This window comes from Flavobacterium zepuense (assembly GCF_007097145.1).
Classification (GTDB): domain Bacteria; phylum Bacteroidota; class Bacteroidia; order Flavobacteriales; family Flavobacteriaceae; genus Flavobacterium; species Flavobacterium zepuense.
In genome coordinates, this window is record NZ_VJVZ01000008.1 from 1 (window position 1) to 15,383 (window position 15,383).

The window sequence follows — 15,383 nt, forward strand, 5'->3', positions numbered from 1 at the left end:
CAACCCGGTACCGTCAGACGACTACTGGTTTACCATAACCTACCCTGAAGGGGCGGTGACCAAAGAATTTAAAGCACACTTTACCCTGAAAAGGTAACACTGCAACAGAATACAATTAATAAACAAACAACCCCACGTTTTCACGCGGGGTTGTTTGTTTATGGGTAGAGACGCAATGCTTTGCGTCTGGCGTAATACGGTAGTTGATAGGGAGACGCAAAGCATTGCGTCTCTACGGAGATAATTTATACAAATAACCAGGTGTTAAAACAAACTGATTATAAAAAATCATCGTATACATCTGCTACCTTTGCTGTATAAAGGAGCGCAAGACTTTGTAACCTTACCCGTTGCTATGAAATACCATTACTGTTTTTTTATATTATTGTTGGCGTTCGCATCATGTTCGGACGATGGGCCTGATTACAAGCCTGTACCTACAGCACCTGTATCAAATATAATTAACCTGCCGGAAGAGCCGTATAACTATAGCAACCAGGATATACCCGATTATTTCTTTATAAACGATTCAGGTACACTACCAAGTTCGGTAAATGGCATTGACAACACACCGGCATCAAACCCAATTACCGATGCCGGTGCAACATTAGGCAGGGTACTTTTTTATGATAAAAACCTTAGTTCTAATAATTCTACAGCCTGCGGTTCGTGCCACAGGCAGGAAAAAGCATTTGCCGATTCCAGCCCGTTTAGCCATGGCATTTTAGGTACACCTACACGGAGGAATTCTATGACCATGTTTAATACGCGTTATTATCAACGGGGACATTTCTTTTATGACGAGCGTGCCAATACGTTAGAGGATCAGGTACTAATGCCCATATTAGACCATACCGAAATGGGCTTAACGCTGGATGAAATATCGCAGCGAGTGGCATCGCAATCATATTATGCTAAGTTGTTTACAGCGGCATTTGGCAATAGCCATGCTACAAACAATCTTATCGCAAAAGCGCTATCGCAATTTATAAGGAGCATGGTAAGCTACCATTCTAAATATGATACCGGAAGGGCTCAGGTTGCAAATATGCGCGACCCTTTCCCTAATTTTAGCGCGGCAGAGAACAGGGGCAAGGAACTTTTTTTAAAACCATATAACGAAGGCGGCGTTAACTGCTTTGCCTGCCATACCACAGAGGCTTTTGTAAGCCTTAATGGCGGGCCTCAAAACAATGGGTTAGATGCAACATCTACGACTGATTTAGGCGCTTTTGAAATCTCACAAAACCCTCAGCAAAGAGGTGCTTTTAAAATTCCTACCCTAAGAAATATAGCACTTACAGGGCCTTACATGCACGATTCGCGCTTTACAAATTTAGCCCATGTAGTAGAGCATTATAATAGCGGCGTAAAGAACCATCCAAACCTTGCCGCAACATTGCGTGGTAATGATGGCCTGCCAAGGCAATTAAACCTTAGCCAGGCTGATAAAAACGCCTTAGTAGCATTTTTAATGACGCTAACCGATACAACAGTTTTCTCTGAAGTAAAATTCTCAGATCCCTTTATCAACCAGCATTTATAGTTTAAATATACCAAACGGTATATTTTAAGTGCCCTTTTAAGTCAGGATCTACTTTATACCGATTGGTATATTAAGTGCTAACTGTTGTAAGCCTGCTCTAACGTTGCAATGTCAATTTTTTTCATCTGCATCATGGCCTGCATAACTTTCTGGCCTTTTTCAGGATCTTTACGGGTCATAAGTTCAACCAGCGCATCGGGCACAATTTGCCACGAAAGCCCAAACGCGTCTTTAAGCCATCCGCACTGGCTTTCCTGCCCGCCATTTGCGGTAAGCCCGTCCCAGTAATGGTCTACTTCGTGTTGATCTTTGCAATGAATAGTAAATGATACCGCCTCGGTAAAATGGTAATTCGGCCCGCCGTTAAGTATCATGAACTCCTGCCCAAAAATCTCAAAAACGGCCGTCATAATACTTCCCGGCTCCATAGGCCCAGCTTCGCCATAATGCGATATTTGCTTAACTTTAAAATCGCTGAATACTTTTTTGTACAGTTCAAGTGCCTCGTTTACTCTTCCGTTAAACCAAAGGCATGGTGTTATTTTTTGCATAATCGTCTGTTTTTGTTTGTTATCAAAGTTAATAAATACAACGGGTAACGGTAGGGTGCATGCGCGACAACTTAAGGGGCTTAACAGGATAGCAGGCTATAATCTACAAAATTGGGCATTTACGGCGGCCTGTTTTAACTAAAAATTATTACATATTTGCGCTGTACCAATTGTATTATGTAATAAATTTAAGGTCATGGAAACAAACAAGAAAAAAGGGTTTATATTTAAGAAATATGAAGCCCCAAATGTGTCTCCGTTCGACAAACTCTTCGAAATATTTACCGAGTTAATAACCCATACTTCAGGCGATTTAGATGAAGCTTTAGACTGGCTCCGCGAGCTGGATAAAGAATATAAGCTTATCGATAAGAATTATACTATTGATGATTTTATTGAAGACCTTAAGAAGAAAGGTTACATAAAAGACGAAGTTAAAGACGACGGCACCGGCGGCATGAAAATTACCGCCAAAACAGAGCAGTCGATACGGCAGCAGGCACTCAAGCAAATTTTTGGCAACCTTAAAAAGAGCGGTTCGGGCAACCATAAAACCAAGTACAGCGGTAGTGGCGACGAGCATACCGGTGAGTTTAGGGAATACCATTTTGGCGATGGGCTGGACAGGATATCCCTTACGGAAAGCCTGAAGAACGCCCAGGTTAATAATGGGGTAGACAGCTTTATGCTTACCGAGAACGACCTCGTGGTAGAGGATGCCCAGTTTAAGGCACAGATGAGTACGGTGCTTATGATAGATATAAGCCACAGTATGATATTGTATGGCGAAGACCGTATAACCCCCGCTAAAAAGGTAGCTATGGCCCTTGCCGAGCTTATTACTACACGTTACCCTAAAGACACCTTAGAGATATTGGTTTTTGGTAATGATGCATGGCCTATAGCGGTTAAAGATCTGCCTTATTTACAGGTAGGGCCTTTTCATACCAATACCGTTGCGGGGCTGGAACTGGCTATGGATATGCTGCGCAGAAGGCGTAACACCAACAAGCAGATATTTATGATAACTGACGGGAAGCCGAGCTGCGTAAAGGAAAAAGACGGCTCATATTACATGAACAGTAATGGGCTGGACGAATATATTACCGATAAGTGCTACACCATGGCAGCACAGGCGCGCAAGCTACACATACCTATTACAACATTTATGATTGCGAGTGACCCTTACCTGCAACGCTTTGTAAACCGTTTTACCGAGGCTAACCAGGGCAAGGCATTTTACACGGGCTTAAAAGGCTTGGGCGAGATGATCTTTGAAGATTATGAAACCAACAGGAAGAAGAGGGTGAAGTAAGAAGCTGAGACTTGAGATAATAGATAATAAACCAAAGATAATAGATACGGGACGGCAGACGTTCGACATTTGACTTTTTAAACTTTAGACACATACATGGACACACAAAATACAAAGACTTTAGGGCAGCTAAAAGCTGCAGGTTATAAAAGCATAAACATTAAAGACGAATTAAGGCAAAACCTTAGAACCAAAATAAGCAAAGGCGAAACGGTTTTTGAAGGTGTTTGGGGTTTTGAAAATACCGTAATACCGGAGCTGGAGCGTGCTATACTATCACGCCACAATATTAACCTTTTAGGACTACGCGGCCAGGCAAAGACCAGGCTGGCGCGCCTTATGGTTAATTTGCTGGATGAGTATATCCCGTTTGTAGAAGGATCTGAGATTAACGATGACCCATTAAAGCCTATTTCGCGCTACGCTAAAAACCTTATTGAGGAAAAAGGCGATGATACACCAATTAGCTGGCTGCACCGCAACGACCGCTTTTATGAAAAACTGGCTACGCCCGATGTAACTGTGGCCGACCTTATAGGCGATATAGATCCTATTAAGGCTGCTAACCTCAAACTATCCTATGCTGATGACCGCGTTATACACTTTGGTATGATTCCGCGTGCCAACCGCTGTATTTTTGTTATTAATGAGCTGCCCGATTTACAGGCGCGCATACAGGTAGCGTTGTTTAACATCCTGCAGGAGGGCGATATACAAATACGTGGGTTTAAAGTGCGTATGCCGTTAGACCTTCAGTTTGTATTTACTGCAAACCCGGAAGATTACACCAATCGTGGCAGTATTGTAACGCCGCTTAAAGACAGGATAGGGTCGCAAATACTTACGCATTACCCCGAAACGGTTAAAATTGCAAGGACTATTACAGAGCAGGAAGCCAACCTTGACGGCCGCCAGAGCGACGTAATACATGTACCCTCTTTAGCCAAAGATATATTAGAGCAAATAGGTTTTGAAGCCCGCGAGAGCGAATTTATAGATTACAAGAGTGGTGTGAGCGCCCGTATGAGCATCACCGCTTTTGAGAACCTGCTGAGTACTGCCGAAAGGCGTGCATTACGATCGGGTGCTGAGAGCACTACGGTGCGTTTAACCGATTTTGTGGGTATAATCCCGGCCATTACCGGTAAGGTAGAACTGGTTTATGAAGGGGAGCAGGAGGGCGCCGCTGTGGTGGCCGAACATTTAATAGGCAATGCCATTAAAACCATCTTCCCCGATTACTTCCCTAAGATCGAAAAACTCGAAAAACCTAACGAAAAAACGCCGTACCAAGAACTGATAGACTGGTTTTTTAACGAAAGTGGTTTTGAATTGCTGGACGATGCTACCGATGTGGAGTATAAAAAACAATTGGACAGCATCATCCCGCTTAAGCAACTGATGCTTAAATACCAGCCTGATACACCAGCCGAAGACCAATACTTTTTAAAGGAGTTTATCCTTTGGGGATTATCTGAAAATAAAAAACTGAGTAAAGACCGCTTTACCGAAGGCTACCAGTTTAAAGATATTTACGGCAGCTACATTAGCAAACTGTAATTTAATGATCTAAATAAAAAACGGCTTCCTCAGATATCTGGAAGCCGTTTTAATTTAAAGATATTGCAGGATTATTATTCTAAGATAAGTTCGCCAAGAGCTTCTTTGCTAAAGCCTTTAAGAGCATCGGTTTGACCTGCTTTAATTTTTTTAACCCAGTTTGGGTCGGCAAGAATAGGCCTGCCTACGGCAACAAGGTCAAAATCGCCCCTGTCTAACCTCCTCGTCAATTCATCTAAAGAACTCGGCTGCGAGCTTTCGCCTGCAAAGGCACCAAAGAAATCGCCTGTTAACCCAACAGATCCTACAGTAATAGTGGCTTTGCCCGTTAGTTTTTTACCCCATCCGGCAAAGTTAAGGTCAGACCCTTCAAACTCAGGCTCCCAAAAACGGCGCTGCGAACAATGAAAGATATCTACACCGGCATCGGCAAGCGGCGTAAGCCATGTTTCCATTTCCTGTGGAGTTTTAGCCAGTTTATAATCGTAATGCGATGGTTTAAACTGCGATACCCTTATAATAATGGCAAAGTCGTTACCTACGCGCCTCCTTATTTCTTTAACTACTTCTACACCAAAACGTGTGCGCTCAGCAAGGGTTTTACCACCATAGATATCGGTACGCTCGTTAGTGCCTTCCCAAAAAAACTGGTCAATAAGGTACCCGTGCGCCCCGTGGATTTCTATACAGTCAAAACCCAGCCTTTGGGCATCAGCAGCAGCCTGTCCAAAAGCGGCGATAGTATCGTCTATATCTTTTTGGGTCATGGTGTTACCGTTATTAAAGCCCGGCCTGTTAAGCCCTGAGGGGCCTTCAAAAGGGGTAGGGGGCAGCCAACCGCTGTGGTGGTTATCCATAATACCCATGTGCCAAATTTGCGGGCCCATTTGCCCACCGGCTTTGTGTACGCCGGCTATCACATTTTGCCAGCCGTTAAGCGCCTGCTCGCCGTGAAAGTTAGGTACGTTTTTATCGTAAGAAGAAGACGGCCTGTTTATAACCGTACCTTCGGATAGTATTAATCCCACTTCGCCTTCGGCCCTTTTTTGGTAATATGCCGCAACCTTATCGGTTGGTATGCCATCAGGTGAAAAAGCGCGCGTCATGGGCGCCATTACTATGCGGTTTTTTAAGTTTAATGTCTTTAAAGTAAAGGGGGTAAACAAACTTTGTGTACTCATTTTTTATTCAATTTTAATTATAGAGCCGATTTAATCAAGGTGCTCAGGTGTTCAAAAGCTTCTTCATTGCGCTTGTAATATGTCCATTGCCCCATGCGGGTAGATGTAACAAAGCCGGCACGTTGCAACACCGACAAATAGTCGGAAACGGTAGACTGCGTAAGCCCGGCCTTGGCCTGTATTTGCCCTACGCATACACCGTTTGCATACCCGTTAGCTTTCTGTTCAGGAAAACTTGTTTCCGGGTCTTTTAGCCACTCCAGTATCTGTAGGCGTGTTTTGTTAGATAAAGCTTTAAAAATATCAACCTGTTCCATGGGAGCAAAGTTATATCGGTTTTTCCCGATATATAGATTTGTCTTGTTAAAAGATTACTATACAAGAGTATAGCGTAGTTGATTGATAATGAGATATTGGTGTATTATCAACGTGTAAAGTCTTAACTATCAAATTTATTTAATTAATGAATATAAGATTCACCTTAAGCTAAAACGATATAGTTAAGGTGTTAAGATATTTTTATGAAAATTTTAGATTGATTATCGCATTTCCTATTTTATTTTAGTTGAACAAACCACACTTACAATGCCAAAATCATTAACATTGTAGCAGGTTTACCCAATTATGACTACAAAATACCTTTTTTTATTATGAATGCTAAAAAAATACTCACTTCATTACTATTACTTGCCTGCTTTTTCACTTCGTATGCCACTTTTGCAAATTCCAGTCCAAATAATCCATTTTTAACTACTTGCTATTCTGTTGAACAGCTTCAATTGAAAGGTATAGCGGGAAGGGGCGAAGTCCTTTTACAGTGGGAGGGAGCCGCCGACAATGTTAGCTATACCGTACAACGATCAATAATGCCGGGTGGCTCTTATGTTGTTGTGCAGCAAAGCCTTACCGGTAATTTTTGTTTTGACGATGGGCTTATCAACGATACCCTTTACTATTACACAGTTACAGCAAGAGCCTCTGATGGAGTTACTATAAGCACTGCTACGGTAGCATTGCAACCTTCGGACACTATTAAAGTGGCATGTATGGGCGATAGCATTACGTATGGATATAGCCTTAGTAATCCTGGTGTTTACAGTTATCCGGCAAGGTTACAGGACTTATTGCCAGATGGTTATACTGCTACTAATTATGGTTCCAGCGGAAAGACGCTATTATTTAATAGCGGTGCATCGTACATAACTAATGCAAACTATTCTAATGCTGTTAACAGCGAACCCAATATTATAGTTATCATGCTGGGAACCAATGACTCAAGGCAGATTACGTGGGATGCTCTGGGATCAAATTTTATTGACAATTACAAAACAATGATAAACCAGTTGCAGAATTTGCCGTCTAACCCCCGCATTTTCATTGCTTTACCGCCAAAGGCCTTTAGTAGTGCATTTGATATTAACGAAACCAGGCTGGCAAGTGATATAAGGCCTGATATTGTGACTGTTGCAAATGAAACAGGCGTGTCGGTCATTGATGTCTTCGATGCCAGTAAAGATACCCCGTCTGCCTTTCCGGATGGTGTGCATCCCGGTGAAAGCGGCGGCTTATTGATTGCGCAAAAGGTTGCAGATCTTATACTTATGCCGCAGGTAAACATTACAAATAACCAAAATACCCTTACTGCTCCGGCAGCCATTGGTTACCAGTGGTATAAGGAGGGCGTTAAGATAGAGGGTGCAACCGGGCAAACCCATGAAGCTGAGGCAAGTGGCAACTATAGTGTGCTGATTAAACTGAATGAGGATAATGAGGATAGGGTTATGTCTAACCCTTTAGCAGTTAATGTGTTATCATCGCCTGAGTTTGTTGCCGATACCAATGATTTTCTTATTTATCCTTCACCGGCAAGATCGGTCATTACAGTTGAGAGTACATGGGCCGAAAATTTAGGTGAAGTTCAGATATTCAATACTTTAGGGGCAATGGTTTACTCTGAGAATAACATCAATAAGCCAAAGGCTACCATTCCGGTTACAAATCTTGCACCAGGTATTTATACAGTAAAAGTACACAACACGGTTACAAAAAGGGTTTCTATTGCAAATTAGGGTGATTTAATTTTAGATGGAAGATTATCAAAAAAAAGGCTTAATATTTCACTTTTGGAGTTCGAGATTCGCATCAAAGCCACTACGATATTTTAAAGAAGTGCCTCGCCAACCTAATAACAAACTTAGGTATATAAAAACCGCCTGGGTGTCATTTTTACCAAGGCGGTTTTTTGTATTTAATATTACAGCGCGCTGTTAATAAGATTATAGCATTGCTCTGCGATCTCCAGTTCTTCGTTGGTAGGTATTACCAGTATTTTTACTTTAGATTGTGGCGTATTAATTTCGCGTAAGCCCGGCTTGCGTGTGCTGTTGAGGTTGTTGTCTAATTGTATGCCCAGGTAGTCCATGTCTTCGCAAACCAGCTGGCGTACCAGGGCATCATTTTCACCCACGCCTGCTGTAAAAATAATGGCATCAAGGCCATTAAGGGCAGCGGTGTAGGAGCCAATGTATTTTTTAATGCGGTAGGCATACAGATGGTATGCCAGTTTAGCATTTTCATCGCCCTCGTTCATGGCTTTGGTAATATCGCGCATATCACTAAAGCCGGTAAGCCCCAGCATACCGCTTTGTTTGTTTAGCAGGTTGCTTACCTGCTCTATATCATACCCTAATGTATTTATAAGGTAAAATACCACAGTAGGGTCAATATCGCCAGTACGGGTGCCCATTATCAGTCCGCTAAGCGGGCCAAAGCCCATGCTCGTATCTATAGATAGCCCGTTTTTAATAGCCGTAATGCTGCATCCATTACCCAGGTGAATTGATATCAATTTACTATCGGCTTTGCTTAAATAAGCATTGGCCTGCTCAGATACATATTTGTGGCTGGTGCCGTGAAAGCCATAGCTGCGTATGTTGTGGTCGGTATAATACGTGTTTGGCAACGCAAACCTGTAGGCGTGTGCCGGCATGGTTTGATGAAAAGCCGTATCAAACACTGCCACCTGTGCCGCATTTTTAAAGATCTTTTCGGCTACTTCCACACCCAGGTACCCCGGTGGGTTGTGCAGGGGTGCCAGCTGAAAGGTTTTCTTGAGTTCTTCCTTAACCTCAGGGGTTATTACAGTAGTGGTAGAAAATGCCTCGCCGCCATGAACAATGCGGTGGCCCACCACGGTAATTTCATCGGTGTTTTTAATAACGCCAAATTCAGGATCGGTAAGCAGCTCATTTACTTTATTAAGGCCTGTGGCATGATCCGGAATAGTAAGGGTAAAGGTGTTAGATGTTTCTTTACCGGCAAAGGTTTTATGGGTAATGGTGGCGCCGTCCTGGCCTATACGCTCTACAAGGCCGGTACAAACAGGCTGTGTAGAGGGCATGGTAAATAACTGGTATTTAATAGAACTGCTGCCGGAATTGATTACAAAAATATTCACTTAAGATGGGTTTATGGTTTTTAATTGTCCTGACACTGTATGGCTGTAATGATAACGGTATTGAAGATGTCATCTACGGTACAGCCGCGGCTAAGGTCGTTAACGGGTTTATTTAGCCCCTGTAGCATTGGGCCGATGGCAAGGGCGCCGGTTTCACGCTGCACCGCCTTATAGGTATTGTTACCGGTATTAAGGTCGGGGAAGATAAGCACGCTGGCCTGCCCCGCCACTTCAGATCCCGGTAGTTTGCTGCTGCCCACCACGGGGTCTACGGCGGCATCATATTGTATAGGGCCTTCTACCTTTAAGTCGGGGCGTTTTTGCTTAACGATCTCCGTAGCACGGCGCACTTTCTCTACGTCCGCCCCTTCACCCGAAGTGCCCGACGAGTACGAAAGCATGGCCACCCTTGGCTCTATGCCAAAGCGCTCGCTGCTCTCTGCAGATGATATGGCAATCTCCGCTAGTTGCTCTGCGGTAGGGTTGGGGTTAACGGCGCAGTCGCCAAAAATGCAGACCCTATCGGGCAGGCACATAAAAAATATGGATGATACTACCGATATGCCCGGTTTGGTCTTAATAAACTGCAACGCAGGCCTTATAGTATGCTGGGTGGTATGCACCGCGCCCGACACCATACCGTCGGCGTGGCCTTTGTACACCATCATAGTGCCAAAGTACGATACATCGGTCATGAGGTCGCGCGCCATTTCCATGTTTACGTTCTTGGTTTTGCGCAGCTCATAAAGCGTTTCCACATAGTCGTTATAATACACGTCATCTGCCGGATTGATGATACGCACGGCAGCAGGATCTAAATCTATGCCCAAACGGTTTGTTATCGTGGTAATCTCGGTAACGTCGCCCAGTAGGGTAAGGTTCACGATACCCTGGCTCACAAGCCTTGCGGCCGCCTTAAGGATGCGCTCGTCTTTACCCTCAGGCAGTACAATGTGTTTTTTAGAACTTTTAGCCCACTCGGTAAGCTGGTACTGAAACATGCGCGGCGTAATACCCGATTGCTTGGAGGTTACAATGCGTTTATCCAGTTCGGCAGTGTTAATGCAGCGGTTAAAGGTATCTATGGCAAGCTGAATTTTCTTGGTATTATCAGGGGTTATCTTAGAGCGTATGGCACCAACCTCGTTACTGGTCTGGAAAGTTCCTGCCTCCACCGCAATAATGGGCATGATGTTCTGCAAGCCGTTAATAAGCTTTGTTATGGGTTCTTCGGGCTCATAACCTGCGGTTAGTATAATGCCCGCTACTTTAGGATAATTGGTAGATAAATTAGCCTGCAATGCGCTTATGATGATGTCACCACGGTCGCCGGGGGTTATGATAACTACATTTTCTTTAATGTAATTTAAAAAGTTGGGCACCTGCATAGCGCCGGTAACAAAGTTATCGGCTTGGTTATCCAGCTGGTCTTCGCCAAAAAGCAGTTTACCGTTTAGCTTGTTAAAGATTTCCCTCATGGTAGGGTTTTGCAGGCTGCGGTCTTCGGGTATAATTGCCAGCAGTACATCCGGCGGAAGCTGCTGTTTTAAAAGGTCTTCCACATCCTTAACGCTTTCGTGCTTAACGCGGTTGGCTACAACGGCAAGCACCTGTATTTCGCGGGCATCAAAGTTGTGCATGGCCGTTAAGGCGCCGTTTACCACCTGTGCAGTAGACTTTCCTTCGCCCGATATCACAATAATGGCCGGGGCACGCAGGTTCTTGGCTATCTGTACATTAATTTCAAACTCAAAGGCCGATCCTTCGCCCAAATAATCGGTACCCTCTACAATCGTAAAATCATAATTGTTTTCCAGGTACTTAAACTTTCGGATGATGGTATCGATAATCTCGCCCTGGCTTTCGGTTTCCATTTGCTGCATGGCCTGTTGCCACGTAAAGGCATAGGTATCCTCATACGTCATGGGCAGGGCAAAGTGCTTTAAGATAGCATCTATATGGTTGTCTTTTTTTTCGAACTGGTTATTGGTAATGATGGGCTTGTAGTAACCTATTTTCTGGGCTTTACCCAATAACATATTTACCAGCCCGATAGAAACAATGGATTTACCACTGTGCGCTTCGGTACTGGCTATAAAAACGGTCTTTATCATCAGGTGTATTTTATGCGGAGTTGTGTAACAAAATTAGGCATAAAATTAATGGGGAGGGGTTAAAATGTATAGGAAGTTAGCAAAAAGTGCAGTCACTTGAGCGGGATATATAGATATAAAAATAACCCACAGCTTATAAAGCTGCGGGTTATTAAAAGTATAATTTTTGGTATTAGTTTACAACCAGCCTGCCTGTTGCCATACCCGCTGTATACCGAACTTTATACAGGTATAAGCCTTTGCTTAACGATGAAATATCAATTTGAGCATTTCCTTGCTTTTCAACAAATAAAATTGATTGCCCCGAAAGCGAAAATAGTTCAAAAGTGTACGCACCGGCATTTATACCCATATCTAAAGAAACAAACTGAGATGCCGGATTAGGAAACACTTTTAAGGCAAGGTTTTGGCTAACATCTGCAAGCCCGGCTGTTAATGGCTGGCATTCCCATACTACATTAGCCCCGCCGTTACCGCTGTAGTTGTTAAGGTCTATAGTGGTATTGGTTACGGCAAACTGGCAGTTCCTAATGTGCACGCCATCCTGGGCGCTGTTGTTTATTGTGTTGTGGGTAATGATACAGCCATCTTCGCCGCCCACATTGTTTTGGAAAGTAATACCGTGCAGGTTATGCGTATCGTTAATAGTACAGTACTGTATATCGGCACCGTTTACATCATCAATACCTATACCGCCCACGCCACGGTTGCTTACGTTATTTTCGTTGAACAGCGAGTTGCGTACAATACAGTTATCGCTACCAAGGTCAATCGTAAGGCCTTCACCATGATTTAAAAAGCAATCGGCTGAGGTTATTGATGTTTCCGGGCTGTTGTTTTGAGAGATACCCACCCAGCTGTTGTGGTGCGATGTAATACTGGTAAGTTCGGTATGTGCAGCGCCGTCAAGCAAAATGCCCGACCTCCAGCTTCCCGGGCCGTTAGCGCTGTTGTTGCCGCAATCAGATACGTTTATGTTTATAAGATGGTTGTTATCTGAAAATACCATGATACCGGGCCCGCCCTGATCTTGGCCCAAAAGCCTGAAGTCGCGCAATGTGCAGCCGTTTACACCATCCTGTATTACAAAAGCGGCAACATCGGTACTGGCACCGTTTGTCTTTTGGATAATTGTAGCCAACCCTACACCCTGAATGGTAATGGCTTTATTGAGCGTAACGGTAGACGATATATAGTACGTTCCCGCCTGCAGGTTTAGGGTTGCACCGGGGCTGGCGCTGTTAATGGCGGCCTGTAGGTTATTGGTTCCCGGGGGCACGTTAACTGCAAAGGCAGTAAAGGCACTAAGGCATAAGAGTAACGTTAAAATAGTAAGTTTTTTCATCCGATTCGTAATTTAAATTAGTTTGATTTGTTTTTTGCTGCGCTGTCATTTTTAGCAACTACAACGTTTTCAAAATTAAATTGATTTAGAATCGGGTGGTGGTTAATACGTTTCAAATTTTATACAAAACGTGTCGATTGGTCTTCCTTTGATTGAAAGGAATAGTATGAACGGTTTCGTTGAAAATTGAAATTAGGTAGGGGTAGGCTACTCTTTAAGGAGTTTCTCTGCGTCTTTAGGTTTTAATAGGGTAAGCTTCATCCAAACGGGCGAATCTGGATTACCGTTCTTATCTACTTTAACAGCGGTAATTTTATCGATAAGGTCGATTCCCTTTACAATTTCGCCAAAAATGGTATAATGCTGGTCAAGGTGCGGGGTGCCGCCAACTTCCTGATAGGTTTTGCGTTGCTCGTCGGTAAAATTGATCTTATATTTATTGGCAATAGTGTCTAATTTTCCTGAGGTACGGGGAGTACCATCCACGATATAAAATTGCGTAGCGAATGAGGATTGCTCAGGGTTATCATCACGGCCCATAGCCACCACGCCACGTTTGTGGTACAGTTTAGTGTTAAACTCCGGCGCAAGCCATTTTTGCTCTGGCTTAAGCACGTGTGGCTTTTCATAAAGGGAGTCGGCATCGCCACCCTGTATCACAAAATTTTTAAGTATACGGTTAAAAGTAGTAGCGTTAAAATAGCCACTTTTAACCAGCTTTATAAAGTTATCGCGGTGCACGGGTGTTTCGTTATACAGTTTAATAACACACCAGCCTTGTGGTGTTTCAAGCTTTACATATTGGTTGGTTTTTTGGGCAGCAGCGTTTATCCAAAACAGCAATATACCGGCTAAAAGCAATAGTGATTTTCTCATAACAGCAAATTTAGGAAAAGCGGTGGATTATTACTCATTATAAAATAACAATCCCTCCTGCCTGCGCAAAAGGGATTATAAAAAGTACGATCAACAACAGTTTAAACAACAGGAAAGTTACCGCCATCTATTGCATAATTAGCCCCCGTAATATATGATGCCCTTGGCGATACAAGAAAGCGTACTAACGCCGCGGTTTCTTCGGGCTCTGCCATTCTTCCAAGCGGTATTCCGCCCACCCTGGCCATCAGGTTTTGTGTCATCTCCTCCATAGTAATACCGGCTTTATTAGCAAGGTCTTCTAAAAATGCCGACATAGCCTCAGTTTTATTCAATCCCGGAGAAACCGTAATTACGCGTACGCCATGTTGCGAGACTTCGCTTGCAAGGCTTTTGCTATAGGCATTTAGTGCTGCCTTAGCCGCGCTGTAAGCCATTGTGGCTTCCCAAAGAGGAAACATACCACTTGTAGATGATACGTGAATAATTACGCCGGCTTTTTGTGCTAACATATTTGGCAGCAAAGCCCTGTCTAACCGTACCGATGATAATAAATTTACCTGAAGTGCCTCGTCCCAATGTTCGTCGGTTAAGGTGCTAAATCCTCCACCCGGTAAGGTATTTGCACCCATATTATTAATAAGGATATCTATCCTGCCAAATTTTTCGGTTATTTCATTAGCTAACTTCGTAATGATTTCAGTTTGAGAAAGATCGGCCGCTATAAAGTTATGCGCCTTATTTACATCTTTTGGGAGATTTCTTGCGGTTATTATTACCGTAGCTCCTGCCTGAGACAGGCTCTCGGCAATTGCTTTGCCAATACCTTTGGTTCCGCCTGTTACAAGGGCTATTTTACCCTGAAGTTCAGTGTTATAATCAAGATTGTTTTCCATTTTATCTAATTTTAATTACTTTTGTTTCACAAAGAAACTAAAGTAAATTAAGGTGCACCACACGTCCTCCTAAATGCGTGGTTACAAAAGAGTAACTAATGGCAAAAAAGTGGTAACATAAACGTAACCAATGAGAAAATACCAAAATAACCCGTTTGACTGTGCTGTAGTGCGCACTGTAAATTATATAGGTGGTAAGTGGAAACCCATTATCTTAATAAGGCTGATAAGCGGCAACGTTCGCTTTGGCAGGCTAACGGTACAAATACCGGATATTTCGCGTAAAATTTTAACCCAGCAGCTTAGGGAGCTGGAAGAGGATGGCTTGATTGTGCGGTATGAATATAAAGAAAAACCACCCAGGGTAGAGTACGAGCTTAGTGAAAGGGGCAAGACCCTTATACCGGTTTTAAAGGCTATGTATGACTGGGGCGTACAGATTGAAGATCCGCAAACGCGCGGCACGTGGGATCCTGTTATTCCTGAAAAAGCAACCATAACCCTATAAAAAAAGCCGGACAATACTGTTCGGCTTTAAATTA

General features: G+C 43.4%; 13 protein-coding genes. 5 read left to right on the forward strand and 8 right to left on the reverse strand.

Annotation, left to right across the window (positions count from 1 at the left end):
* Positions 1-355 precede the first annotated feature (355 nt).
* A complete protein-coding gene (locus FMM05_RS12685; RefSeq protein WP_143373767.1) occupies positions 356-1,546 on the forward strand; it encodes a cytochrome-c peroxidase in 1,191 nt (396 codons plus the stop codon).
* 77 nt (positions 1,547-1,623) lie between these two features.
* On the opposite strand, the gene FMM05_RS12690 is transcribed toward FMM05_RS12685, so the two are convergent.
* Positions 1,624-2,097, reverse strand: a complete 474-nt coding sequence (locus FMM05_RS12690) for a VOC family protein (protein WP_143373768.1) — start codon at positions 2,095-2,097, stop codon at positions 1,624-1,626.
* Positions 2,098-2,293: 196 nt separating this feature from the next.
* Here FMM05_RS12690 and FMM05_RS12695 point away from each other — a divergent pair, with 196 nt between their 5' ends.
* Both FMM05_RS12695 and FMM05_RS12700 read left to right on the forward strand, forming a co-directional pair.
* Positions 2,294-3,412: a vWA domain-containing protein gene (locus tag FMM05_RS12695; RefSeq protein ID WP_143373769.1), complete on the forward strand. Its 1,119-nt coding sequence runs from the start codon at positions 2,294-2,296 to the stop codon at positions 3,410-3,412.
* Positions 3,413-3,508: 96 nt separating this feature from the next.
* Positions 3,509-4,972, forward strand: a complete 1,464-nt coding sequence (locus FMM05_RS12700; RefSeq protein ID WP_143373770.1) for an AAA family ATPase — start codon at positions 3,509-3,511, stop codon at positions 4,970-4,972.
* A 74-nt stretch (positions 4,973-5,046) separates the two neighbouring features.
* Here the strand turns inward: FMM05_RS12700 and FMM05_RS12705 are convergent, their stop codons facing one another.
* Together FMM05_RS12705 and FMM05_RS12710 are read right to left on the reverse strand one after the other, a co-directional pair.
* Complete coding sequence (locus FMM05_RS12705; RefSeq protein WP_143373771.1) at positions 5,047-6,153, reverse strand: NADH:flavin oxidoreductase; 1,107 nt, start codon at positions 6,151-6,153, stop codon at positions 5,047-5,049.
* Between the two features lie 17 nt (positions 6,154-6,170).
* Positions 6,171-6,470: an ArsR/SmtB family transcription factor gene (locus FMM05_RS12710; RefSeq protein WP_143373772.1), complete on the reverse strand. Its 300-nt coding sequence runs from the start codon at positions 6,468-6,470 to the stop codon at positions 6,171-6,173.
* A gap of 333 nt (positions 6,471-6,803) precedes the next feature.
* Between FMM05_RS12710 and FMM05_RS12715 the strand changes: the two genes are divergently transcribed.
* Positions 6,804-8,222: a GDSL-type esterase/lipase family protein gene (locus FMM05_RS12715; RefSeq protein WP_143373773.1), complete on the forward strand. Its 1,419-nt coding sequence runs from the start codon at positions 6,804-6,806 to the stop codon at positions 8,220-8,222.
* A 185-nt stretch (positions 8,223-8,407) separates the two neighbouring features.
* Here FMM05_RS12715 and FMM05_RS12720 read toward each other — a convergent pair whose 3' ends face one another.
* The 5 genes from FMM05_RS12720 to FMM05_RS12740 form a co-directional block, all read right to left on the reverse strand.
* Positions 8,408-9,610 carry an acetate/propionate family kinase gene (locus tag FMM05_RS12720; protein WP_143373774.1) on the reverse strand — a complete coding sequence of 401 codons (1,203 nt, stop codon included), beginning with the start codon at positions 9,608-9,610 and terminating at the stop codon, positions 8,408-8,410.
* A gap of 20 nt (positions 9,611-9,630) precedes the next feature.
* Complete coding sequence (pta, locus tag FMM05_RS12725) at positions 9,631-11,724, reverse strand: phosphate acetyltransferase (protein ID WP_143373775.1); 2,094 nt, start codon at positions 11,722-11,724, stop codon at positions 9,631-9,633.
* Between the two features lie 172 nt (positions 11,725-11,896).
* Positions 11,897-13,069 carry a T9SS type A sorting domain-containing protein gene (locus FMM05_RS12730; protein WP_143373776.1) on the reverse strand — a complete coding sequence of 391 codons (1,173 nt, stop codon included), beginning with the start codon at positions 13,067-13,069 and terminating at the stop codon, positions 11,897-11,899.
* Between the two features lie 207 nt (positions 13,070-13,276).
* Positions 13,277-13,945 (reverse strand): peptidylprolyl isomerase, encoded by a 669-nt coding sequence (locus tag FMM05_RS12735; protein ID WP_143373777.1) that lies wholly within the window; start codon positions 13,943-13,945, stop codon positions 13,277-13,279.
* A gap of 101 nt (positions 13,946-14,046) precedes the next feature.
* Entirely contained in the window at positions 14,047-14,841 is a 795-nt protein-coding gene (locus FMM05_RS12740) for an SDR family oxidoreductase (RefSeq protein ID WP_143373778.1), read from the reverse strand.
* 130 nt (positions 14,842-14,971) lie between these two features.
* On the opposite strand from FMM05_RS12740, the gene FMM05_RS12745 reads away from it, so the two are divergent.
* Entirely contained in the window at positions 14,972-15,349 is a 378-nt protein-coding gene (locus FMM05_RS12745) for a winged helix-turn-helix transcriptional regulator (protein ID WP_143373779.1), read from the forward strand.
* Positions 15,350-15,383 lie beyond the last annotated feature (34 nt).

Bases quoted from the DNA above. Each gene is read 5' to 3' on its own strand.
- FMM05_RS12715 (WP_143373773.1), top strand. From the start codon at position 6,804: ATGAATGCTAAAAAAATACTCACTTCATTACTATTACTTGCCTGCTTT.
- FMM05_RS12745 (WP_143373779.1), top strand. From the start codon at position 14,972: ATGAGAAAATACCAAAATAACCCGTTTGACTGTGCTGTAGTGCGCACT.
- FMM05_RS12700 (WP_143373770.1), top strand. From the start codon at position 3,509: ATGGACACACAAAATACAAAGACTTTAGGGCAGCTAAAAGCTGCAGGT.
- pta (WP_143373775.1), bottom strand. From the start codon at position 11,724: ATGATAAAGACCGTTTTTATAGCCAGTACCGAAGCGCACAGTGGTAAA.
- FMM05_RS12690 (WP_143373768.1), bottom strand. From the start codon at position 2,097: ATGCAAAAAATAACACCATGCCTTTGGTTTAACGGAAGAGTAAACGAG.
- FMM05_RS12685 (WP_143373767.1), top strand. From the start codon at position 356: ATGAAATACCATTACTGTTTTTTTATATTATTGTTGGCGTTCGCATCA.
- FMM05_RS12710 (WP_143373772.1), bottom strand. From the start codon at position 6,470: ATGGAACAGGTTGATATTTTTAAAGCTTTATCTAACAAAACACGCCTA.
- FMM05_RS12695 (WP_143373769.1), top strand. From the start codon at position 2,294: ATGGAAACAAACAAGAAAAAAGGGTTTATATTTAAGAAATATGAAGCC.
- FMM05_RS12735 (WP_143373777.1), bottom strand. From the start codon at position 13,945: ATGAGAAAATCACTATTGCTTTTAGCCGGTATATTGCTGTTTTGGATA.
- FMM05_RS12705 (WP_143373771.1), bottom strand. From the start codon at position 6,153: ATGAGTACACAAAGTTTGTTTACCCCCTTTACTTTAAAGACATTAAAC.
- FMM05_RS12740 (WP_143373778.1), bottom strand. From the start codon at position 14,841: ATGGAAAACAATCTTGATTATAACACTGAACTTCAGGGTAAAATAGCC.
- FMM05_RS12730 (WP_143373776.1), bottom strand. From the start codon at position 13,069: ATGAAAAAACTTACTATTTTAACGTTACTCTTATGCCTTAGTGCCTTT.